Raw genomic sequence first — 20127 nt, forward strand, 5'->3', positions numbered from 1 at the left:
TGGCGCCGAGAACTCACTATCTATCAGGCAGGGTTCCTGATAGTTTACGCGGCGCGACGGAGCAGTCGCGGAACCGACGGAGGAGCCCGGAATGAGCGCAGTGGTCCACGCGCACAGTGAGGTGAGGCGTGCCCGGTACGCCGTGGCGGCCGTGTTCGCCGTGCACGGCGCGGTCACCGGCTCGTTCGCGACCCGGGTGCCGTGGATCCAGGACCACGCCGGGGTGAGCGCGGGTCAGCTGGGGCTGGCGCTGGCGTTCCCCGCGCTCGGCGCCTCCGTCGCCATGCCGCTGGCCGGCAGCGTCAGCCACCGCTTCGGCGCCCGTACCGCCCTGCGCGGCCTGCTCGCCCTGTGGACGCTGGCCCTGGTCCTGCCCTCCCTGGCCCCGAACCTGCTCACCCTGTGCCTCGCCCTGTTCGTCTACGGCGCCTCGGCGGGCATGTCCGACGTGGCGATGAACGCGCTCGGCGTCGAGGTGGAGAACCGCCTCAACAAGTCGATCATGTCCGGGCTGCACGGCATGTGGAGTGCGGGCGCCCTGACCGGTTCGGCGACCGGCACGATCGCCGCCCACCTGGGCGCGGACGCGCGGCTGCACCACGTGCTCGCCGCGGCGGTGCTGACCGTGCTGGGCGTGACGGCCTGTACCTGGGTGCTGGACCTCCAGCCCGCCGAGGACGAGGACCCGCCGCCGCGGTTCGCGCTGCCGCCCAGGTCGGCGGTGCTGATCGGCGCGGTCGGGTTCTGCGCCGTGTTCGCGGAGGGCGCGAGCCTGGACTGGTCGGCGGTCTACCTGCGGGACCAGCTGGAGACCTCGGCCGGTCTCGCGGCGGCGTGCACGACGGGCTTCACGCTGACCATGGCCGTGGCCCGGCTGGCCGGGGACAGGGTGGTGGACCGCTTCGGCGCGGTGCGCACGGTCCGGGTGAGCGGAGTGCTGGCCACGCTCGGAGGCGTGCTCGTCGTCGTCGGCGGCCATCCGGCGGTGGCGATGAGCGGCTTCGCGCTGATGGGCCTCGGCATCGCCGTGGTCGTCCCGCTGTGCTTCGCCGCCGCCGGCCGTGCCGGTTCCAATCCCAGCCTGGCCATCGCGGGCGTCGCGACCATCACCTACACCTCGGGGCTGGTGGCGCCGAGCGCGATCGGCGGCCTGGCGCAGGCGACCAGCCTGGTGGTGTCGTTCGGTCTGGTGACCGTGCTGGCCTGCTGCCTGGTGGTGTTCGCGAGGGTCCTGCGCGCCGGCGACCGCAACCGGCCGAAGATCAGTCCGCCGAGCGCAGCAGTGCCCGACCGGCAGTCCTGAAGGCCTCGCTCCACGGCGCCGGGCGCAGCGTCTCCGAGTCCAGCCGGACCAGCACCCGGGTGCCGCGGGCGTACGTGGTGGCGCCGTCCGCCGAGCAGAACCGGAAGCCGTAGGTCAGCCCGGTCGTACCGAGCCGCTCCAGCCAGAGGTGGACGGCGTACGCGCCCGGCCGGGTGACCGGCGCCTCGTAGCTGACCGTCAGCTCCTTGACCGCGTTGCAGGCGTCGCCGGCCGCCGCCCAGTCGCCCTCGAAGCGGAAACCGTGCCCGGCCCACAGCTCGGACCACGCCCGCTCGACCATCACGGGATAGCGGGCGTTGTGCAGCAGGCCGAGCGCGTCCAGGTCGTCGAAGTGGACGGTGACGGGGACGAGCCTGCCGTGGGACAGGGCGGGGGCGGCGGGGGCTTCGGCGGTCACGGGCGGGGCTCCTGGTGGTGCTCGACTGGCTCACGTACAACGGTCCCGTCCATCCTAAGCGGACGCTCAGCCTTATCGGCCGTGGGGAAGGCGCTGGTCAGCAGGGGGCGCGGGACGAGGGACACCTCGCTACCCCCGACAATGGTGCGGACAGTCCTCACGTACAGAGAAAGCGAAACCTCACCATGGACCTCGGCGTGCGCTGGAAGCTCCACGGGGACGGGAAGGTGCCCGCCCCCGGAGCGGTGGTCCGCCCGGACGAACGGCTCTCGTGGCCCCGCACGGCCGGGCTCGGCGCCCAGCACGTGGTGGCCATGTTCGGGGCGTCCTTCGTGGCTCCCGTCCTGATGGGCCTGGACCCCAACCTCGCGATCATGATGTCGGGCGTGGCGACCGTCATCTTCCTGCTCGCCACCCGCGGCCGGGTGCCCAGCTACCTCGGCTGCTCGCTCTCCTTCGTCGGCGTCGCCGCCGTGATCCGGGCGCAGGGCGGCACCAGTGCCACGGTGACCGGCGCGGTGCTCGTCGTCGGCGCCGCGCTGTTCCTGGTGGGCCTCGCGGTGCAGCGGTTCGGCGCGCGGATCATCCACGCCGCCATGCCGCCGATCGTCACCGGCGCGGTGGTCATGCTGATCGGCTTCAACCTGGCGCCCGTCACCGCCTCCACCTACTGGCCGCAGGACCAGTGGACGGCCCTGCTGACGATGCTGTTCACCGGCCTGGCCGTGGTCTGCCTGCGCGGTTTCTGGTCCCGGATCGCGATCTTCCTGGGACTGGTCTTCGGCTACGCCCTGTCCTGGGCCCTCGACCAGGTCTTCGGGAAGATCCACTCGGTGGACGGCAGCGGCCAGATCACCGACCACTGGCGGCTGGACTTCTCCGCCGTCGGCCGGGCCGACTGGATCGGGCTGCCGTCCTTCCACGGCCCGAGCTTCGAGTGGTCGGCGATCCTGGTCGCCCTGCCCGTCGTCATCGCGCTGATCGCGGAGAACGCCGGCCACGTCAAGGCGGTCGGCGAGATGACCGGCGACTCGCTCGACGACAAGCTGGGCACGGCGATCTCCGCGGACGGCGTCGGCTCGATGCTGTCCACCGCGGTCGGCGGCCCGCCGAACACCACCTACTCCGAGAACATCGGCGTGATGGCCGCGACCCGGGTCTACTCGACGGCCGCCTACTGGGCCGCCGCCGGCTTCGCCCTCCTGTTCGGCCTCTGCCCGAAGTTCGGCGCGGTCGTCGCCGCGATCCCCGGCGGCGTGCTCGGCGGCATCACGGTCATCCTCTACGGCATGATCGGCCTGCTCGGCGCGCAGATCTGGATCAACTCCGGGGTGGACCTGCGCAACCCGCTGAACCTGGTGCCGGCCGCCGCGGGCATCATCATCGGCGTCGGCAACGTCAGCATGAAGTTCACCGACACCTTCTCCCTCAGTGGCATCGCGCTCGGCACCCTGGTCGTCATCACCGGCTACCACGCGCTGCGCGCCTTCGCCCCGGCCCACCTCAAGACGCAGCAGCCGCTGCTGGACGAGGGGACGTCGTCGTACGACGAGAATAAGGACGACGGCGGTTCTCAGCGCGCCAAGTCGTAGGCGTACGACGGGGTGAACGTGCCCGGCGACCCCTTGCAGCCGTCCGACTCCCCCGGCAGCTTCACCCACAGGTAGGCGTCGATGCGCCCCAGGCCGGTGCTCAGGGTCGGCGGGCTGCCGAGCCTGCGGCCGCCGGGGTCGCACCACTCGCCGTCGGGCGGTGCTCCGTTGCCGTTGCGGCTCGTGTCGATGACGGCGCCCAGGCCCGCCGGCCCGCCGAGGGCGTCGAGGACCGCGCGGTCGTGGGCGACCTCGGCGGCGGTGGCGTGGAAGTTGGAGACGTTGCTGAAGACGCCGTCCGAGGAGTCGGCCGAGGCGGCACCGGCCTGCTTCAGCCACCCCGCCTGCTTCGCGGGCGCGTGCCAGCCGGAGTGGCCCGCGTCGAAGTAGACGCGCGCCTTCGGGTCGGCCTCCTTCAGCACGCGGCCGGCCCGGGCCAGGGAGGCGAAGCGGTCGGCCCGGTCCGCGGCGGACAGGCACTCGGCCTGGGCCACCGAGTCGGGCTCCAGGACGACGATGACCTCGCCCGAGCCCAGCCCCGCGGCGAACCGGTCGATCCAGTCGTCGTAGGCGTCGAGGTCCGGCGCCCCGCCCTCCGAGTAACCGCCGCAGTCGCGGTCGGGGATCACGTACGGCACGACCACCGGCACCCGGCCCTGGGCGGCCCCGCCCGAGGTGACCGCCCGGACCCGGGAGGTGATGTTCTCCGGCGTGTAGTCGGCGAACCACACGGCGGCCGGGTGGTCGGCGATGCGGGACCGGATGACGTCCCGGCGCGGGTCGCCGGGATGGGCCCGCACCCACTCGAGGACCTGGGAGTCGGGATGCCGGTAGAGCCGGGCGGACGCCGCCGCGGTTCGGGACCCGGTCCGTTCGGTCCGCTTCGGCGAGGGACCGGTGCTCGGCCTCCTGGCGGGAGAGGGCGAGGCGGACGCCGAGGGTGTCGCCGGGGTGGACCGGGTCGGCGCGACGGGCCGGGGGTCCGGCAGCGGCGACCGCGTCACCCGCGGCCGTGCCTCGTCCGCGCCCCGTCCGTCGTCGCCGAAGGCGGTGAGCATGCCGGTCGCGGTACCGACCGCGACGACGGCGGACGCCGCCGCGACCATCACGCCGCGGCGGGCGGCGCGCCTGCGCTCGGCCCTGCGAGCGGCCAGGCGCCGGGCACGAAGGCCTGACACGTACGGTTCCCCCTCCCCCGCACGGCGGGCGCGTTCCCCCGTTCTGGGGAAGCGTCGGTCCCGCCGGCACTGCCGTCACCCTAAAGCTGCGACCCTGCGGCCATGGCGCACTGCGAGCAACTCCCGACGGCCGCCCGGACGGTGGACACGGTCCTGAAGCGGATGCGCGCCCTCGACACCACGCTGCCCGCGCGGGACGGTGTGGCCGTCTTCAACGGCGTCTACCTGGCGGTCACGGAGGCGGTCGACCGGCACATCGACCGGGGCGCCTTCCCGGACGCCCGGGCCGCGATCGCGCTGGACGTGCGGTTCGCGGAGCGCTATCTGACCGCCGTCGACACCCTGGAGAGCGGACGCCGGCCGCCCGCGTGCTGGCGGCCCCTGTTCCAGTTCCGCCGCCATCCCGGCGTACGACCGCTGCAGTTCGCGCTGGCGGGCATCAACGCGCACATCGGGCACGACCTCGCGCTGGCCGTGGTGGACACCTGTCGTACGCTCGGCTGCGAACCCTTCGACCTGGAGGACGAGTTCGACCGGGTGGGCGATCTCCTCGTGTCGCTGGAGGAACGCATCCGCGACGAGCTGATGCCGGGTCCCGACCTGCTGCAGATCGCCGACCCGCTGACCCATCTGCTCGGCTCCTGGAGCCTGGAGCGCGCCCGCGACGCCACCTGGGCCGCGGCCCGGGCACTGTGGGCGCTGCGCCGGGTGCCCGACGTGGCCGGGGAGTTCACCGAGCGGCTGGACGCGGCGGTGGGCTTCGCGGGCCGCATGCTGCTCACTCCGCTGCCCGGCTGACGCGGCCGGCGCCACCGGTGCGCACGCCCGGAACTCCCCTCCTTCGGCTGTACGTTGGCCCCTTGGGCAACATCGCACCCGACTGCGAAGGAGCACCAGGCATGACGACCCGGCTCGGACTCGGCCTCCCCCAGATGCGCCAGTACGACATCGGCAAGGACGTCCCGGACGTGGCACGCGCGGCGGAACGGATGGGCTACGAGAGCCTGTGGGTCTTCGAACGGGCCCTGTTCCCCGAGCCCGCCACGCAGGGCCTGTACGGCATCGAGGGACTGCCCTGGCCCGACTCGTACCGGAGCGTGGCCGAGCCGCTGGTCACCCTGACCCTCGCCGCCGCGGCCACCGAGAGGGCCCGGCTGGGCACCAGCGTGCTGGTCGCCCCGCTGCACGTGCCGTTCCAGCTGGCCAGGTCGCTGGCCACGCTGGACGCGGCGAGCGGCGGCCGGGTGGTCGCGGGATTCGGCACCGGCTGGTCCCACGACGAGTACGCGGCGGCGTCCGTACGGCCGTTCGCCGAGCGCGGACGGGCGCTGGACGAGCTGATCGGGGTGTGCCGGGCCGTGTGGGGTCCGGACCCGGTGGTGTACGACGGGCACGTCACGAGGATCGCGTCCGCCGTGGTCGGCCCCAAGCCCGCCCGGCCGATCCCGATCATGCTGGCGGCGGGCAGCGGCAGGGCCCGGCGCCGGCTGGTCGACCACGCCGACGGCTGGCTGCCGAACGGCGTGGGCGCCGAGGCCGTGGCCGAGCAGTGGCGCCTGCTGCGCGACCTGGCCGAGGAACGGGGCCGTACGGAGCCGATCCGCACGGTGCTGCGGGTCAACGCCCGCCACCGGGCGGCCGGCGAGGACGGCGCCGGGCGCCGCCCCTTCCACGGGAGCGTCGACCAGATCGTCGAGGACCTGGCCGCCCACGCGGAGATCGGCCTCGACGAGATCCTCGTCGACCTCCAGGGATCCCTGCGCGACGCCGAGGAGCTCAAGGACGTCGCCGCGGCGGTGTACGAGAAGGCCAGGGCCGCCGGGATCTAAGGCCTGTCGTTTGGATCATGCCGGCCCGCCGGGACGCGCCGTCCGTCACAGCCGGCCTGATCCAAACGACAGGCCCTAGTCCTCGGGCAGTTCGACGGGCGCGATCTCGTCGTAGACGTCGCCCGGGCCGGGGTTGGTCGCGTCGGTCTCCCCGCCGAAGTGGTGCATGACGCCCCAGACCGCGTTGAGCGCGGTCTGGACGGCGCCCTCGGCCCAGCCGGCCGTCCAGGAGATGTCGTCGCCGGCCAGGAAGATGCCCCGCTTGTCCTCGGGCAGTTCCTCCTGCATGAAGTGGGTGAACAGGCGCCGCTGGTAGCGGTAGTGGCCCGGAAGGTTGGCCTTGAACGCGCCCATGAAGTAGGGCTCGTTCTCCCAGGAGACCGTCACCGGGTTGCCGATGACGTGCTTGCGGATGTCGACCTTCGGGTAGATCTCGCCGAGCGACTTGAGCATGACCTCCATCCGCTCGTTCGCGGACAGCGGCAGCCACTTCAGGCTGTCGTCGCACCAGGTGTAGGAGAGGCAGATGACGGCGGGCTTGCCGGGCCCGTCGTCGAGCAGGTACGTCCCGCGGGTCATGCGGTCGGTGAGCGTCATCGACATGACGTCCCGGCCCGTCTCCTCGTCCTTGTCGAGCCAGAACGGCCGGTCCACGGGCACGAACAGCTTCGAGGACTCCATGTAGTGGGTCCGCTCGATCGCCGTCCAGTGGTCGATCGGGAAGAGCGAGTCGTCGCAGGCGATCTTGGAGAGCAGCATCCAGGACTGGGCGGTGAAGACGGCCGCCCGGTAGGTGCGGATGTCGCCGTCGGCGTCGGTCACGGTGATCCGGTTGCCCGCGGTGCGGTTCAGGCGGGTCACGGCCGGGCGGGGCTCGCCGCCCACGTGCAGGGACTCCAGCGAGGTGCCGTACGGCCAGTGGACGATCTTCTCCGGCTCCCGCTCCCACAGGCGCAGCGGCAGTTGCTGGGAACCGCCGACTATGCCGCGGTGGTGGTCGTCGGCCTCGGTGTAGACGACGCGGAGGATCTCCAGGATGGAGTTGGGGAAGTCGGTGTCCCAGCCGCCGGTGCCGAAGCCGACCTGGCCGAAGATCTCGCGGTGCCGGAAGGACGAGAAGGCGTCGGAGTCGCAGAGGAAGCCGTAGAAGGTCTGGTTGTCGAGCTTCTCCACCAGCTTCGCCCAGATCTCGCGGATGCGCGGGACGTCGCGCTCGCGCAGGGCGCGGTTCATGTCGGAGAAGTCGGCGCCCTCTTCGAGGCACCTGGCCCAGGCGTCGGCCACGTCCCGGTAGACCTGGGGCAGGTCGTCGAGGGTCTCGGCGTAGTGGGACTCGCCCTTCAGGTCGACGACGGTGGACGGCGTCGCCTCCGCCAGGGGGTTGGGGAAGGGACGGGTCTCGAGGCCCACCAGGTCGATGTAGTGCTGGAGCGCCGTGGAGGACGGCGGGAAGCGCATCGCGCCCATCTCCGCGGTCAGCGACGGGTCGCAGCCCTCGAAGCCGACGGTCCGCAGCCGGCCGCCGATCCGGTCGGCCTCGTAGACGACGGGCTTGAGGCCCATCTTCATCAGCTCGTAGGCGGCGACGATGCCGGACAGGCCACCGCCGATGACGGCGACCTCGCTGCCGTGCTCGGTCGCGGGTATCTGGCCGAGGCCCGCCGGGTGGGCGAGGAAGTCGTCGTACGCGTAGGGGAAGTCCGGCCCGAACATGGTGATCGGCGGCTGCTGCTCGTCTGCGTGCTCGATCGCGTTGGGCACCGTGGACGTCATGGGGTACGGACTCCTTGCACAGGTGGAACGGGGGTGACGGTGGGGGGTCAGACGAGGGACCGGTAGAGGCCGGGGCGGCGGTCTCTCAGATACGGGTTGGCCTCGCGGGAGGCGGCGAGGAAGGCCGGGTCGGCGTCGGCGAGGAGCAGTTCCCCGGTGCGCCCGGCCCGCGCGCGGGCGGTGCCGTCGGGGGCGGCGAGCACGGACAGCCCGACGAACTCGAACTCGCCCTCCCGGCCGGCCCGGTTGACGTAGGCCACGTACATCTGGTTCTCGAAGGCCCGTACGGGCACGACGGACTCGGCGACGAACTGGAACGGGTGCATCTGCGCGGTGGGCACGAGCAGCAGGTCGGTGCCGGCCAGGGCGTGGGCGCGCACGTTCTCCGGGAACTCGACGTCGTAGCAGATCATCAGGCCGACGGTGAGGCCGTTCAGCTCGGCCTGCACGACCGGCTGCTCGCCGGGCACGAAGTGGTCGTGCTCGAAGCAGCCGAAGAGGTGCGTCTTGCGGTAGTTGGCCAGACGGGTGCCGTCGGCGGAGATCAGCTGCACGGAGTTGAAGACGCTCTCGCCGGCCCGCTCCGGGTAGCCGTACGCGACGGCGAGGCCGTGACGCGTGGCGGTCTCCGCGATCGCGTCGGCGGCCTCGCCGTCGGCGGCCTCGGCGAGGCGGCCGATACCGTCGCCGATCGCGTACCCCGTGAGGAACAGCTCGGAGGTGACGAGCAGCCCGGCGCCCGCGGCGGCGGCGCGGCCCGCGGCCTCGTCGAGGACCTTGAGGTTCTCGACGGTGGAGCCGGGTCGTCCGGAGCTCTGGAGCAGGGCGGTGCGCATGCGTGTTCCTCACCGGTGGGAGGGGGTCGGGGGGCGACATAGACGGTACGGTCGGCGCACTCGGCCGGACAAGAAGGAGCCGTTGCGCGCCGGTGAGCGGATCGTTGCGTCCACCGGGCGCACCGCGGCGATTCGTTGCGCGCCACGCCCGTCACCCGCACTTCGGTGCACGGGGCCTGCTCCCGTCGAGGCGGCGGGGAGGCGGCCGGGGTGGTCTCAGGGCCGGGTTCCGGCGGCCGGGGCCGTGGTCCGGGCGGCCACCAGCACCACCGCCGTCACCAGGTACGGCACGGCGAAGACCGCGAACGCGGCGCCGTGTCCCGTCCGCGTCCCGGCCACGGCGTACGCCCCGTACACCGCGACCGTGGCCAGCTCGGTGCCGAACCCCGCCACCGAGGTCAGGGTCGCCCGGCCGGAGGCGTCGATGCGCCGCTGGAGGCGTGCGTCGGCGAGCACGCCGGCCACCTGGAAGCCGCCGAAGGCGACGGCGACCAGCGCCAGTCCCGCCGGCGTCCCCGCGCCGGCCCCCACGGCCAGGGCGAGCGCGGCCCCGGCGAGCAGCCCGCCGAACCCGGCGTTGCCGAGCCGTTCGGCGGGTCCGGCCAGCAGGCCCCCGACGGTGGGGCCGGCCCAGATCAGCAGGAGCAGCCACGGCACGGTCGCCTCGGCCACGCCGGTGTCGCGCACCAGCAGGGGCGTGTACTCGTCGAGGGCGCCCCACACGGCCCCTACCGCCGGCACGAGCAGCAGCGCACCGCGCACGGACCGGTCGGCGCGGGCCGCGGCGAGACCGGAGCGCAGGGCCGAGGCCCACCCGTCGCCGCCCTCCCTCGGCGCGCGGTGCTCGGGGAACCGGGTCGCGAGGGCCGCCGCCAGCAGGCAGACCAGGATGCTCGCCGCTCCCACCGCCGGGTAGCCGCCACGGGCGATCACCGGTCCGGCCAGGCCCATCGCGGCCATCACGGCCACCAGACCGGCCGAGCGGGCCCGGCCCATGACCCGGGCGTACCGGTCGGCGGCGCCGAGCCGGTCCAGCTCGTCGTGGACCAGCGCCTCCAGCGTGCCGGACACGAGCGCTCCCCCGGTGCCCCACAGCACGAAGCCCAGCGCGAAGGCGCCGTAGGACGGGACGAGCACCCACAGGGCGAAGCCGGCGGCGGTGAGCAGCGGGCCGAGCCACAGCAGCAGCCGCCGGGACACGGCGTCGGCCCAGGCGCCGGAGGGCACCTCCAGCAGGACGCCGGTGACCGACCACAGGGCGAAGAGCGAGGAGATCTGCCAGACGGACAGACCGGCGTCGCTGAAGAGCAGCGCGTACACCGGGTACAGCAGGACGAAGTCGTCGAGGAACGCGTAGCCGTACAGCGTGGCCGTCAGCCGCCGGTAACCGGCGGGCGGCACACGTGTGGGTGCGTGAGTCATGAGGCCTTCCCGAGGGAGCGGATCGGACACCGGGGGTACGGCGTCCGAGGCGGCCCTCGGGAGCGGGCACGGCTGGTGGATCAATGTCGCCAGGTCATGGCACCGATGGTAGACGGGACGGCGCCGCGGGCCCAGCGTTTATGCGGGCGACCCGGACGAGAAGCGCCGCAGCAGCGGCGAGAGCACCAGCACGGACTTGGTGCGTTCCACGAAGGGCTCCCCGGCGATCCGCTCCAGGACCCGTTCGAAGTGCCGCATGTCGGCGGCGAAGACCTGGGCGATCGCGTCCGCGTCCCCGGTGACGGTGGACGCGGCCACGACCTCCTGGTACCGCTCCAGTCCCCGGTGGATGGTCTCCGGCGAGGTGTTGCGGCGGCAGAAGATCTCGACGAAGCCCTCGGTCTCCCAGCCGAGCGCGGCGGGGTCGACCCGCACCGTGAAGCCGGTGATGGCCCCGGTGGCGCGCAGCCTGTCCACGCGCCGTTTCACGGCGGGCGCGGACAGGCCGACCGACTGCCCGATGTCCGCGTAGGAGCGGCGGGCGTCCTCGGCGAGGGCGTGCACGATGCGTTCGTCGAGATCGTTCAGCACTGCGGGTCGTTCACTTCACTTCTGATGCGTCCCGGACCTGGGACGTGTCCGGTGTGGCGAGTCGGGAGCGGCGGTAGCCGTACACGAAGTAGAACACGAGCCCGGCGGCCATCCAGATTCCGAAGACCACCCAGGTGACGGTGGACAGGCTGCCCATCATCCAGACGCAGAGGGCGAAGCCCAGGGCCGGCAGGACCGGGGACAGCGGCACCCGGAAGGTGCGGGGCATGTCCGGGCGGGTCCGGCGCAGCACCACGACGGCCACGTTGACCAGGGCGAAGGCGAACAGCGTGCCGATGCTGGTGGCGTCGGCGAGCTGGCCGAGCGGGATGGCGGCGGCCAGGACGCCGCAGAACAGCGAGACGATCAGGGTGTTGGCGCGGGGAGCGCCGGTCTTCGGGTGGACCCTGGAGAACACCTTGGGCACCAGTCCGTCGCGGGACATGGCGAACAGGACGCGGGTCTGGCCGTAGAGGACGGTCAGCACGACGCTGGCGATGGCGACGACCGCGCAGAAGGCCAGGAGGGTGCCCCAGAAGCTCTGCCCCGTGACGTCGGTCATGATCTGGGCGAGCGCGGCCTCGGAGTCCGTGAAGCCCTTCCAGGGCTTGGCGCCGACGGCGACGGCGGCGACGAGGACGTACAGCAGGGTGACGATGACGAGGGAGAGCATGATCGCGCGGGGCAGGTCGCGCTGGGCGTTCTTCGCCTCCTCACCGGCCGTGGAGGCGGCGTCGAAACCGATGTACGAGAAGAACAGCGTCGCGCCGGCCGCGCTGACGCCGGCCATGCCGAGCGGCATGAAGTTCTCGTAGTTGCCGGAGCGGAAGCCCTGAACGCCGATGGCGCAGAACAGCACCAGCGCGGCGATCTTGACGACGACCATGACCGTGTTGGCGCGGGCCGACTCGCGGGCACCGCCCAGCAGGAACGTCATGGCGAGGAGCACCACGACCAGCGCGGGCAGGTTGAAGATCCCGCCGTCGCCGGGCGGCGCCGACAGGGCGTCCGGGATGGTGACGCCGAGGGTGCCGTCGAGGAGTTCGTTCAGGTACTCGCCCCAGCCGACGGCCACGGCGGCCACGGAGACGCCGTACTCCAGCACGAGGCACCAGCCGCAGATCCAGGCGACCAGCTCGCCCAGGGTGGCGTAGGCGTACGAGTACGAGGAGCCGGCGACCGGGATGGTGCCGGCCAGCTCGGCGTAGGACAGGGCCGAGAAGAGCGCCGTCAGGCCGGCGATGACGAAGGAGAGGGTGACGGCCGGGCCGGCCTTGGGGACGGCCTCGCCGAGGACGACGAAGATGCCGGTGCCGAGGGTGGCACCGATGCTGATCATGGTGAGCTGCCACAGGCCGAGGGAGCGGCGCAGGCTGCCGCCCTCGCCCTGGCCGCCCTCGGCGACCAGCCGTTCCACGGGCTTGCGGCGCATGAGGCGCGCGGCCGGCCCCGGGGACGCGGGGGCGGCCGGTGTGTCGTGGTGCGGGGGTGCGCCGTGCTCGAGCACGCGTTGACTCCTCTGTCGCTGCCGGTCGCGCCGCCCGGTGTCGAGCGGGCTCTCTCGCGGCGGGCTTCTGGAGCGGCGGGGACCGGCGGCGTCCCTCGCGGAAGCGGGAACCCACCGAGCGGGGTCCCCGCCACGCCACGTACAGCGAAGAACCCTATGAGCGACACGTTCCCCGGGTAATGCAGCAACCTTGCGCGTCTCCGCACGATCGTTGCGTTCGCCGGGGCAGGGCGGGCGTTCGTTGCGCGGGGGCTGTCGGGCGTTGCGCAGGGCGCCCGCGAGGGGCCGGGGCGGTGGTGGACGGACGGTGGATCGGGCCTGGTCAGCATCCGTCCGGAGCGCCGCGACGGCCCGCGCCTCGGCGGCTTCCGACGCGGCGGTCGCCCGGGCCGGCGGAACGACGTACGGCCCCCGTCCGACCCGGGCGACGGGAGGGACGGGGGCCGTACGGTACAGCCTCGCGGGTCAGCTCCAGCTGGCGTGCAGCGGCTTGCCCTCGGCGTAGCCGGCGGCGCTCTGGATGCCGACGATGGCCTTCTCCGCGAACTCCTCCAGGGAGGCGGCGCCGGCGTAGGTGCAGGAGGAGCGGACGCCCGCGATGATCGAGTCGATCAGGTCCTCGACGCCCGGGCGGGCCGGGTCGAGGAACATGCGGGAGGTGGAGATGCCCTCCTCGAACAGCGCCTTGCGGGCCCGGTCGTACGCCGACTCCTCCGAGGTGCGGTTGCGCACCGCACGCGCGGAGGCCATGCCGAACGACTCCTTGTAGGGGCGTCCGTTGGCGTCGTGCTGGAGGTCGCCCGGGGACTCGTAGGTCCCGGCGAACCAGGAGCCGACCATCACGTTGGACGCGCCGGCCGCGAGGGCCATGGCCACGTCGCGCGGGTGGCGGATGCCGCCGTCGGCCCACACGTGCTTGCCGTACTTCCTCGCCTCGGCGGCGCACTCCAGGACGGCGGAGAACTGCGGCCGGCCGACGCCGGTCATCATGCGGGTGGTGCACATGGCGCCGGGGCCGACGCCGACCTTGACGATGTCCGCGCCCGCCTCGATCAGGTCGCGCACGCCCTCGGCGGAGACGATGTTGCCGGCCACGATCGGCACCTGCGGGTCGAGGTCGCGCACCAGCTTGACGGCGCCGATCATCGACTCCTGGTGGCCGTGCGCGGTGTCGATGACGAGGGTGTCCACGCCGGCGTCCAGCAGCTGCTTGGCCTTGCCCGCCACGTCGCCGTTGATGCCGACGGCGGCGGCGATGCGGAGCCGGCCCTGCGCGTCGGTGGCCGGGGTGTACAGCGTGGCGCGCAGGGCGCCCCTGCGGGTGAGGATGCCGGCCAGGCGGCCGTCCCCGTCCACGGCGGGCGCGTAGCGGCGGTTGGCGGCGTCGAGGGTGTTGAAGGCCTCGCGCGGGTCCAGGTCCGCGTCGATCAGGATCAGGTCCTTGGACATGACCTCTTCGAGCTGGGTGAAGCGGTCCACGCCGGTCAGGTCGTTGTCGGTGACCACGCCGACGGGCCGGTCGTCCCCGTCGACGACGACACCGGCGTTGTGCGCGCGCTTGGGCAGCAGCGAGAGCGCGTCGGCGACGGTCTGGTGCGGGGCCAGCACGATCGGGGTGTCCAGGACGAGGTGGCGGCTCTTCACCCAGGTGACGACGTCGGTGACGACCTCGATCGGGATGTCCTGCGGGATGACCACGAGGCCGCCGCGACGGGCCACCGTCTCGGCCATGCGGCGTCCGGCGATGGCGGTCATGTTGGCGACGACCAGCGGGATGGTGGTGCCCGTGCCGTCCGGGGAGCCGAGGTCCACGCCCTGCCGGGAGCCGACGGCGGAACGGCTCGGCACCATGAAGACGTCGTCGTACGTCAGGTCGTACGAGGGCTGGATGTCATTGAGGAAACGCACGTGCTGCACATCCCAGTCGATCAGAGGTGGCCCCCGGACAGGTCAGCCAGGGGGAAAGAGCACGTACTTCATTCTCCCATGACCGGCGTGCGAATATCCCCGGGCGAATCATCCAGGCTGGTCAGCGGCCCTCTAGGAGGATTCTCCAGGCCCCAGGGTCACGAAGAGCCCCGGGCCGCGGTCGGTGGCCTCCGCGAAGACCTCCTCGGCGACGGCCCACTCGTCCGGCCGCGCCTCGGCGTACCCGCGCCAGCCGCGCACGAGGAGCAGCAGGCCCCGCTCCGCCGCCTCCCCCGGCCAGACGGACGGGTCGGCGAGGGAGTCGGCGAGGGCGTCCCAGTTGCGGCCGAACCAGTCGGGCAGGTCCAGGGCCCGGGCGCAGCGGTCCATGAGGCCCGCCTTGTCCGTGACCCCGTCGAGGTCCAGCGCGACCACGAGCCGGCCCGCGGGGTCCTCCGTCATGCCCGTCCTCCTCCTGATCGTCCGTCAGACCCCGTCGGGGTCCGAGCGGTTGAGCGTCGGCTTCGGCGTCGTGCCCGCCGTCATCAGGTAGTCCGCGGCCGACGTGTCCGTCACCAGGCTGGTGACCAGGCCGGACCGCAGCACGGCGTCGATGGCCCCCGCCTTGCGCTGACCGCCCGCGATCGCGACGACCTCGGGGATGCGGCGGAGCTGGTCGGCCGTGACCGTGATGCACCGCTCCCCCAGGTCCCGGCCCACCCGGCGCCCCTCGGCGTCGAAGAGGTGCGCGGACATCTCGGCGGCGACACCGAGCGACGCGTAGTGCGCGCGCTCCTCGTCGCTGAGCATGTCGTGCACCGTCGAGATGCCCGGCTCCCAGGAGCCGATGGAGACGCAGGCGACCGTGACCTTGTCGAAGTACTCGAAGGCCCGGGCGATCCCGGTCTGGTGGCGCAGCGCCGTCGCGGTGGCCGCGTCCGGCAGCAGCATCGGGGCGTAGATGGGGTGGGCGTCGCCGCCGGACACCTGGGCGGCGCGGCGGACGGCCTCGACCGAGCCGCGCTCGGCGGTCCCGGCGTCGTACACGCCCGTCAGCTGCACCACCGTGCACGGCGGCAGCCGGTCCAGCGCCGCCGCCATGTGGATCGTGGAGCGGCCCCAGGCGAGGCCGAGCACGTCGCCCTCGTTGACCAGCTCGCCGAGCAGGTCGGCGGCCACCTCGCCCAGGTTCTCGGGGTCGGGGGTCTCCTCGGCGTCGGCCGGGGACTCCACCACGACGGCGTGCCTGAGGCCGTAGCGGGCCCGCAGGGCGTCCGAGCGCTCCGCGTCCAGCTCGGCGGGCACCCGGATCTCGATTCGTACAAGGTCCCGCTCGAGGGCGGTCTCGAGGACCCGGGCCACCTTGAAGCGGCTGACGCCGAACTCCTCCGCGATCTGGATCTTGGACTTGCCCTCGAGGTAGAAGCGGCGGGCCATGGCCGCCGCCTGGACCAGCTCAGCGGGTCCCATCCGCATGGCTGAACGGCCCGCCGACATACCCGACACGGCGATCTCCTCACTGCTGTTCACACTCTGGATTCGCCGTTCATCCTCGCAGATTCGGCGCACTCGATCAGCCCTGATGGGAGCCGTTCACGTTCTGTTCCTCAGTGGTCGCACGCCCAGGACGCCTTGGCGGTCGCCGCCTCGGCCTGATTGCGCAGTGCACGTACCGCCTCGGCCGGGTCGGACGCCCCGTACACGGCGGAACCCGCGACGAAGACGTCGGCGCCGGCGTCGGCGCACTGCTCGATCGTGGACGCCGAGACACCGCCGTCGACCTGCAGCCACAGCTCCAGGCCGTGCTTCTTGATCAGCTCACGGCTGCGGCGGATCTTCGGAAGCATGATGTCGAGGAACGCCTGCCCGCCGAAGCCCGGTTCAACCGTCATGATCAGCAGCATGTCGAGCTCGGGCAGCAGGTCCTCGTACGGCTCGATCGGCGTCGCGGGCCGCAGCGCCATGGAGGCGCGGGCGCCCTTGGCCCGGATCTCGCGGGCGAGCCTGACCGGCGCGGAGGCCGCCTCTACGTGGAAGGTGACGGAACCGGCGCCGGCCTCCACGTACTGGGGCGCCCACCGGTCGGGCGCCTCGATCATGAGGTGGCAGTCCAGCGGGGTGTCCGTCGCCCGGGCCAGGGACTCCACCACCGGCACGCCGAGCGTGAGGTTGGGGACGAAGTGGTTGTCCATGACGTCGACGTGGAGCCAGTCGGCTCCCCCGACCGCCTTGGCCTCGTCCGCGAGGCGGGCGAAGTCGGCGGACAGGATGCTGGGGTTGATCTGCGCGGCCATGCCCCCAAGCCTGCCATGCCCGCCGGGGGTGGGGGGCATCGGTACCGGGGGATGCGGTTGTTCTTCGGCCGCGGGGCGGTGGGGGCCGGTCGCGCCGTTCCCCGCGCCCCTTCGGGGCGCGTTATGCGGTGCGGCGGATCAGGGTCAGGTACATCGCGTCCGTGCCGTGGAGGTGGGGCCACAGCTGGATGTCGGGGCCGTCGCCCAGGTCCGGGACTCCGGGGAGGAGGGGGCGGGCGTCGAGGAGCTCCGTCCCGGGGTGCTGCTTGAGCACGTCGGCGACGACGGCGCGGGTCTCGGCGAGGTGGGGCGAGCAGGTCGCGTAGCCGACGACACCGCCGACCCGGACGGCCTGCAGGGCGTTGCCCAGCAGCCCGCGCTGGAGCGGGGCGAACCCGTCCAGGTCCTCGGGCCGGCGCCGCCAGCGCGCCTCCGGGCGGCGGCGCAGGGCGCCGAGGCCGGTGCACGGCACGTCGACCAGGACGCGGTCGAAGCTCCCGGGCCGCCAGGGCGGGCGGGTCCCGTCGGCGGCGATCACCTGGTACGGACCCGGATTGCCGTCCAGCGCCCTGGCCACGAGCCCCGCCCGGTGCGGCTGCTTCTCGGAGGCGAGCAGGAAGGCGCCCCGCTCCGCCGCCAGGGCGCCCAGCAGCGCCGCCTTGCCGCCGGGCCCCGCGCAGCCGTCCAGCCAGCGCCGGTCGGGCCCGTCCAGCGGCGCGTTGGCGAGGGCGAGCGCGACGAGCTGGCTGCCCTCGTCCTGCACGCCCGCCCGGTTCTCGCGCACCGCCTCGACGGCCCCGGGCTCGCCGCCCTCGCTGAGCCGCACCGCGTACGGCGACCAGCGCCCCGGGACGGCCGCCTCCTCCTCGAGCAGTTCCCCGGTCGTCGCCCGGCCGGGCCGGGCGACCAGGGTGACCTCGGGCCGCTCGTTGTCGGCGGCCAGCAGCTCCTCGATGCCGGCCCGGCCGCCACCGAGCGAGTCCCACAGCGCGGAGACGACCCAGCGCGGGTGCGAGTGCACGACGGCGAGGTGGTCCTCGGGGTCCTCGTCGTAGGGCGGCGCGACCCGCTCGAGCCAGCCGTCGAGATCGTCCTGCGCCACCTTGCGGAGCACGGCGTTCACGAACTTGGCCCGCCCGTCGCCCAGCACGACGCGCGCCAGCTCGACGGAGGCGGACACCGCCGCGTGGCTCGGGATGCGCGTCCCGAGGAGCTGGTGCACGCCGAGACCGAGGACGTCCAGCACCGGCGGGTCGACCTCCCGCAGCGGCCGGTCGACGCAGGCGGCGACGATCGCGTCGTACGTCCCCTGCCGGCGCAGCGTCCCGTACACCAGCTCGGTCGCGAGCGCGGCGTCCCGGGCGTCGAACCCCTCGTCGTTCTCCCGCGCCCGGCGCAGCAGCGGCGGCAGGACGAGGTTGGCGTACGCGTCCCGTTCGTCCACCGCCCTGAGCGCCTCGAAGGCGAGGATGCGGACGGGGTCCTTCTGGGGCCTGCGGTACGGCTTGCCGGGCTTGCGGGGACGACGAGGCTGCTCGCTCACGAAAAAGGTGCTCCGGTTGTGGGGTGAAGTGCGCTCACCAGCGTACGTCGGGCCGGCCGGGGGTGACGGCCGGGTCAGCCGCCGAGCAGCTCGCCCTCGGCGATCCGCACCCCGCGCGCCCAGTCCGCGGCGCGCATCGGCTTCTTGCCCTGTGCCTGCACCCACAGCAGCTCGACGGCGTACGAGCCGGTGCCGGCGTACACGTCGTTCTTGCCGGCGGCGAGCTGCCCCGGGGCGAGGTCGGTCCGGTCTGGCACGGGCCGCGCCTGGACCAGCTTGAGCCGCTCGCCGCGGAACGTGGTCCAGGCGCCGGGCGCCGGGGTGCAGCCGCGCACAACCCGGTCGACGCGCAGGGCCGGGGCGGCCCAGTCGATCCGGGCGTCCTCGACGGTGATCTTCGGCGCGAGGGTGACGCCCTCGGTGGGCTGCGGGACGGCCTTCAGGCTTCCGTCCTCGATGCCGTCCATGGTGGCGGCGAGCAGTCCGGCGCCGGCGAAGGCGAGGCGGGTCAGCAGGTCGCCGCTGGTGTCGGTGGGGCGGATGGTCTCGGTGACCGTCCCGTAGACGGGCCCGGAGTCGAGGCCCTCCTCGATGAGGAAGGTGGACGCCCCGGTGATCTCGTCCCCCGCCATCAGCGCGTGCTGCACGGGCGCGGCACCGCGCCAGGCGGGCAGCAGCGAGAAGTGCAGGTTGACCCAGCCCTGGGCGGGCACGTCCAGGGCGACGCGGGGCAGCAGGGCGCCGTAGGCGACGACGGGGCAGCAGTCGGGCGCGATCTCGCGCAGCCGCTCGAGGAACTCCGGGTCGCGGGGCTTCGCGGGCTTGAGCACCTCGATCCCGGCCTCCTCCGCGCGCTCGGCCACGGGAGAGGCGACCAGCCGGCGCCCGCGCCCGGCCGGCGCGTCGGGCCGCGTGACGACGGCGGCCACCTCGTGGCGCCCGGAGGCGATCAGGGCGTCCAGGGCGGGAACGGCGACCTCGGGGGTACCGGCGAAGACCAGCTTCATGGGTGGGACGGGCCTCTCGGGCGGGGGCGGTGCGGGCGACGCACCAGTCTACGAGCCCGCCACGGGAGGGAAGCCGCGGACGGCGCGGCGCCACGACGGCGGACTGCCGCCTCCCGGACGGCCGGAGACGGGTGGCGCGCGCACGGGAGAGGAGAGCCGGGGACCGGCGGCCGCGGGCCGAGGCGCACACCCCGCCGGGAGGGCGCACGCATATGCCCGCACGCCCCCACCCCGTGACCAGCGGAGCGCCCACGCGTTGGTCAAGGAAGAGTTGACCACAGGGCCGTCCGCGGCCCGATTCCCACGCCGCCGGTTCGAGAGGCTTGTCCATGGCCGACCACGCAACCCACGACGCCCAGGCTCGGGCCAGCCTGCACCTGCTGGTGCGGGACATCGAGCGCGTCCGCCGGCAGGTGGACGCACTGCGCACCCTCACCGCCCAGTTGGGCAACGTCTACCGACCGCGCCGCTCCGGCCCGTCCACGGGCTTCGTGGTCTACGGACGCGCTCCCGCCCCGACGGTCCGCCTCGCCCAGGAACTGCGGGACAGCGTCGAGACCCTGGTCACGGCCGCCGTGGACTTCGACCGCTCGCTCGGCTTCTCCTGGGACGCCGTGGGCTCCGCGCTCGGCGTCACCAAGCAGGCGGTGCACCGCCGCTACGGCTCCCGCCGCACCACGGCCCAGCCGGCTGCCACCGAGTCCCCCGAGCACGCACCGGAGCAGACGGGCACCCACCCGGTCAACGTGGGCACCGGCGGCCCGGCCGTGCCCACGGTCCCCGCGGCCCGCTCCATGCCGACCCAGCCGACGGCGGGCAGCCCGTCCCTGCGCGAAGAGGTCAGGCCGACGGCCTTCCCCGGCCCGCGCAACGGCTGACCCGCGCCTCGCCCCTCCGGCACGCTCCGTGAGAAAGCGGTGGGCCGC

General features: G+C 73.4%; 18 protein-coding genes. 5 read left to right on the top strand and 13 right to left on the bottom strand.

Going from position 1 to position 20127, the window contains the following annotated elements; genetic code table 11:
* The first annotated feature begins 91 nt into the window (after nucleotides 1-91).
* Nucleotides 92-1303, top strand: a complete 1212-nt coding sequence (locus AC0VYN_RS23895) for an MFS transporter (RefSeq protein ID WP_475532636.1) — start codon at nucleotides 92-94, stop codon at nucleotides 1301-1303.
* Here the strand turns inward: AC0VYN_RS23895 and AC0VYN_RS23900 are convergent.
* The gene (locus AC0VYN_RS23900) at nucleotides 1263-1721 is read right to left on the bottom strand and encodes an acyl-CoA thioesterase (RefSeq protein WP_451687150.1); all 459 of its coding nucleotides are present in this window, start codon (nucleotides 1719-1721) and stop codon (nucleotides 1263-1265) included. The two genes, AC0VYN_RS23895 and AC0VYN_RS23900, sit on opposite strands and share 41 nt — an antisense overlap.
* Nucleotides 1722-1906: 185 nt before the next feature.
* Here AC0VYN_RS23900 and AC0VYN_RS23905 point away from each other — a divergent pair, with 185 nt between their 5' ends.
* Nucleotides 1907-3313: a uracil-xanthine permease family protein gene (locus AC0VYN_RS23905; protein ID WP_475532637.1), complete on the top strand. Its 1407-nt coding sequence runs from the start codon at nucleotides 1907-1909 to the stop codon at nucleotides 3311-3313.
* Here the strand turns inward: AC0VYN_RS23905 and AC0VYN_RS23910 are convergent.
* Nucleotides 3295-4419: a glycoside hydrolase family 6 protein gene (locus AC0VYN_RS23910; protein ID WP_475536971.1), complete on the bottom strand. Its 1125-nt coding sequence runs from the start codon at nucleotides 4417-4419 to the stop codon at nucleotides 3295-3297. The two genes, AC0VYN_RS23905 and AC0VYN_RS23910, sit on opposite strands and share 19 nt — an antisense overlap.
* A 174-nt stretch (nucleotides 4420-4593) precedes the next feature.
* Here AC0VYN_RS23910 and AC0VYN_RS23915 point away from each other — a divergent pair, with 174 nt between their 5' ends.
* Together AC0VYN_RS23915 and AC0VYN_RS23920 are read left to right on the top strand one after the other, a co-directional pair.
* Nucleotides 4594-5289, top strand: a complete 696-nt coding sequence (locus AC0VYN_RS23915; RefSeq protein ID WP_385457828.1) for a DUF5995 family protein — start codon at nucleotides 4594-4596, stop codon at nucleotides 5287-5289.
* Nucleotides 5290-5390: 101 nt separating this feature from the next.
* Nucleotides 5391-6320 carry an LLM class F420-dependent oxidoreductase gene (locus tag AC0VYN_RS23920; RefSeq protein ID WP_475532638.1) on the top strand — a complete coding sequence of 310 codons (930 nt, stop codon included), beginning with the start codon at nucleotides 5391-5393 and terminating at the stop codon, nucleotides 6318-6320.
* Nucleotides 6321-6395: 75 nt separating this feature from the next.
* On the opposite strand, the gene AC0VYN_RS23925 is transcribed toward AC0VYN_RS23920, so the two are convergent.
* The 11 genes from AC0VYN_RS23925 to fmt form a co-directional block, all read right to left on the bottom strand.
* Nucleotides 6396-8093 carry a flavin monoamine oxidase family protein gene (locus tag AC0VYN_RS23925; protein WP_475532639.1) on the bottom strand — a complete coding sequence of 566 codons (1698 nt, stop codon included), beginning with the start codon at nucleotides 8091-8093 and terminating at the stop codon, nucleotides 6396-6398.
* Between the two features lie 47 nt (nucleotides 8094-8140).
* The gene (locus AC0VYN_RS23930; RefSeq protein ID WP_475532640.1) at nucleotides 8141-8929 is read right to left on the bottom strand and encodes a carbon-nitrogen hydrolase family protein; all 789 of its coding nucleotides are present in this window, start codon (nucleotides 8927-8929) and stop codon (nucleotides 8141-8143) included.
* A gap of 216 nt (nucleotides 8930-9145) precedes the next feature.
* A complete protein-coding gene (locus AC0VYN_RS23935) occupies nucleotides 9146-10351 on the bottom strand; it encodes an MFS transporter (RefSeq protein ID WP_475532641.1) in 1206 nt (401 codons plus the stop codon).
* A 138-nt stretch (nucleotides 10352-10489) separates the two neighbouring features.
* Nucleotides 10490-10942 (bottom strand): Lrp/AsnC family transcriptional regulator, encoded by a 453-nt coding sequence (locus AC0VYN_RS23940; RefSeq protein WP_385457837.1) that lies wholly within the window; start codon nucleotides 10940-10942, stop codon nucleotides 10490-10492.
* A 10-nt stretch (nucleotides 10943-10952) separates the two neighbouring features.
* Entirely contained in the window at nucleotides 10953-12449 is a 1497-nt protein-coding gene (locus AC0VYN_RS23945) for an amino acid permease (protein ID WP_475532642.1), read from the bottom strand.
* A gap of 465 nt (nucleotides 12450-12914) precedes the next feature.
* Nucleotides 12915-14357, bottom strand: coding sequence for a GuaB1 family IMP dehydrogenase-related protein (locus tag AC0VYN_RS23950; protein WP_475532643.1), 1443 nt, complete (start codon nucleotides 14355-14357; stop codon nucleotides 12915-12917).
* 132 nt (nucleotides 14358-14489) lie between these two features.
* Nucleotides 14490-14819: a barstar family protein gene (locus AC0VYN_RS23955; RefSeq protein WP_475532644.1), complete on the bottom strand. Its 330-nt coding sequence runs from the start codon at nucleotides 14817-14819 to the stop codon at nucleotides 14490-14492.
* A gap of 24 nt (nucleotides 14820-14843) precedes the next feature.
* Nucleotides 14844-15887 (bottom strand): sugar-binding transcriptional regulator, encoded by a 1044-nt coding sequence (locus tag AC0VYN_RS23960; protein WP_385457845.1) that lies wholly within the window; start codon nucleotides 15885-15887, stop codon nucleotides 14844-14846.
* Between the two features lie 77 nt (nucleotides 15888-15964).
* Nucleotides 15965-16651, bottom strand: a complete 687-nt coding sequence (gene rpe, locus AC0VYN_RS23965; RefSeq protein ID WP_475532645.1) for a ribulose-phosphate 3-epimerase — start codon at nucleotides 16649-16651, stop codon at nucleotides 15965-15967.
* Nucleotides 16652-16772: 121 nt separating this feature from the next.
* A complete protein-coding gene (locus AC0VYN_RS23970; protein ID WP_475532646.1) occupies nucleotides 16773-18194 on the bottom strand; it encodes an RsmB/NOP family class I SAM-dependent RNA methyltransferase in 1422 nt (473 codons plus the stop codon).
* 74 nt (nucleotides 18195-18268) lie between these two features.
* Nucleotides 18269-19201, bottom strand: a complete 933-nt coding sequence (fmt, locus tag AC0VYN_RS23975; RefSeq protein ID WP_475532647.1) for a methionyl-tRNA formyltransferase — start codon at nucleotides 19199-19201, stop codon at nucleotides 18269-18271.
* Nucleotides 19202-19530: 329 nt separating this feature from the next.
* Here fmt and AC0VYN_RS23980 point away from each other — a divergent pair, with 329 nt between their 5' ends.
* Nucleotides 19531-20079: a hypothetical protein gene (locus AC0VYN_RS23980; protein ID WP_475532648.1), complete on the top strand. Its 549-nt coding sequence runs from the start codon at nucleotides 19531-19533 to the stop codon at nucleotides 20077-20079.
* Nucleotides 20080-20127: the final 48 nt, after the last annotated feature.

It is taken from the genome of Streptomyces sp. 63XJN7_1_ISO-PGPR-S23-121 (genome assembly GCF_056173025.1).

Bases quoted from the DNA above. Each gene is read 5' to 3' on its own strand.
- AC0VYN_RS23895 (WP_475532636.1), top strand. From the start codon at position 92: ATGAGCGCAGTGGTCCACGCGCACAGTGAGGTGAGGCGTGCCCGGTAC.
- AC0VYN_RS23905 (WP_475532637.1), top strand. From the start codon at position 1,907: ATGGACCTCGGCGTGCGCTGGAAGCTCCACGGGGACGGGAAGGTGCCC.
- AC0VYN_RS23910 (WP_475536971.1), bottom strand. From the start codon at position 4,419: ATGGTCGCGGCGGCGTCCGCCGTCGTCGCGGTCGGTACCGCGACCGGC.
- AC0VYN_RS23915 (WP_385457828.1), top strand. From the start codon at position 4,594: ATGGCGCACTGCGAGCAACTCCCGACGGCCGCCCGGACGGTGGACACG.
- AC0VYN_RS23920 (WP_475532638.1), top strand. From the start codon at position 5,391: ATGACGACCCGGCTCGGACTCGGCCTCCCCCAGATGCGCCAGTACGAC.
- AC0VYN_RS23925 (WP_475532639.1), bottom strand. From the start codon at position 8,093: ATGACGTCCACGGTGCCCAACGCGATCGAGCACGCAGACGAGCAGCAG.
- AC0VYN_RS23930 (WP_475532640.1), bottom strand. From the start codon at position 8,929: ATGCGCACCGCCCTGCTCCAGAGCTCCGGACGACCCGGCTCCACCGTC.
- AC0VYN_RS23935 (WP_475532641.1), bottom strand. From the start codon at position 10,351: ATGACTCACGCACCCACACGTGTGCCGCCCGCCGGTTACCGGCGGCTG.
- AC0VYN_RS23955 (WP_475532644.1), bottom strand. From the start codon at position 14,819: ATGACGGAGGACCCCGCGGGCCGGCTCGTGGTCGCGCTGGACCTCGAC.
- rpe (WP_475532645.1), bottom strand. From the start codon at position 16,651: ATGGCCGCGCAGATCAACCCCAGCATCCTGTCCGCCGACTTCGCCCGC.
- fmt (WP_475532647.1), bottom strand. From the start codon at position 19,201: ATGAAGCTGGTCTTCGCCGGTACCCCCGAGGTCGCCGTTCCCGCCCTG.
- AC0VYN_RS23980 (WP_475532648.1), top strand. From the start codon at position 19,531: ATGGCCGACCACGCAACCCACGACGCCCAGGCTCGGGCCAGCCTGCAC.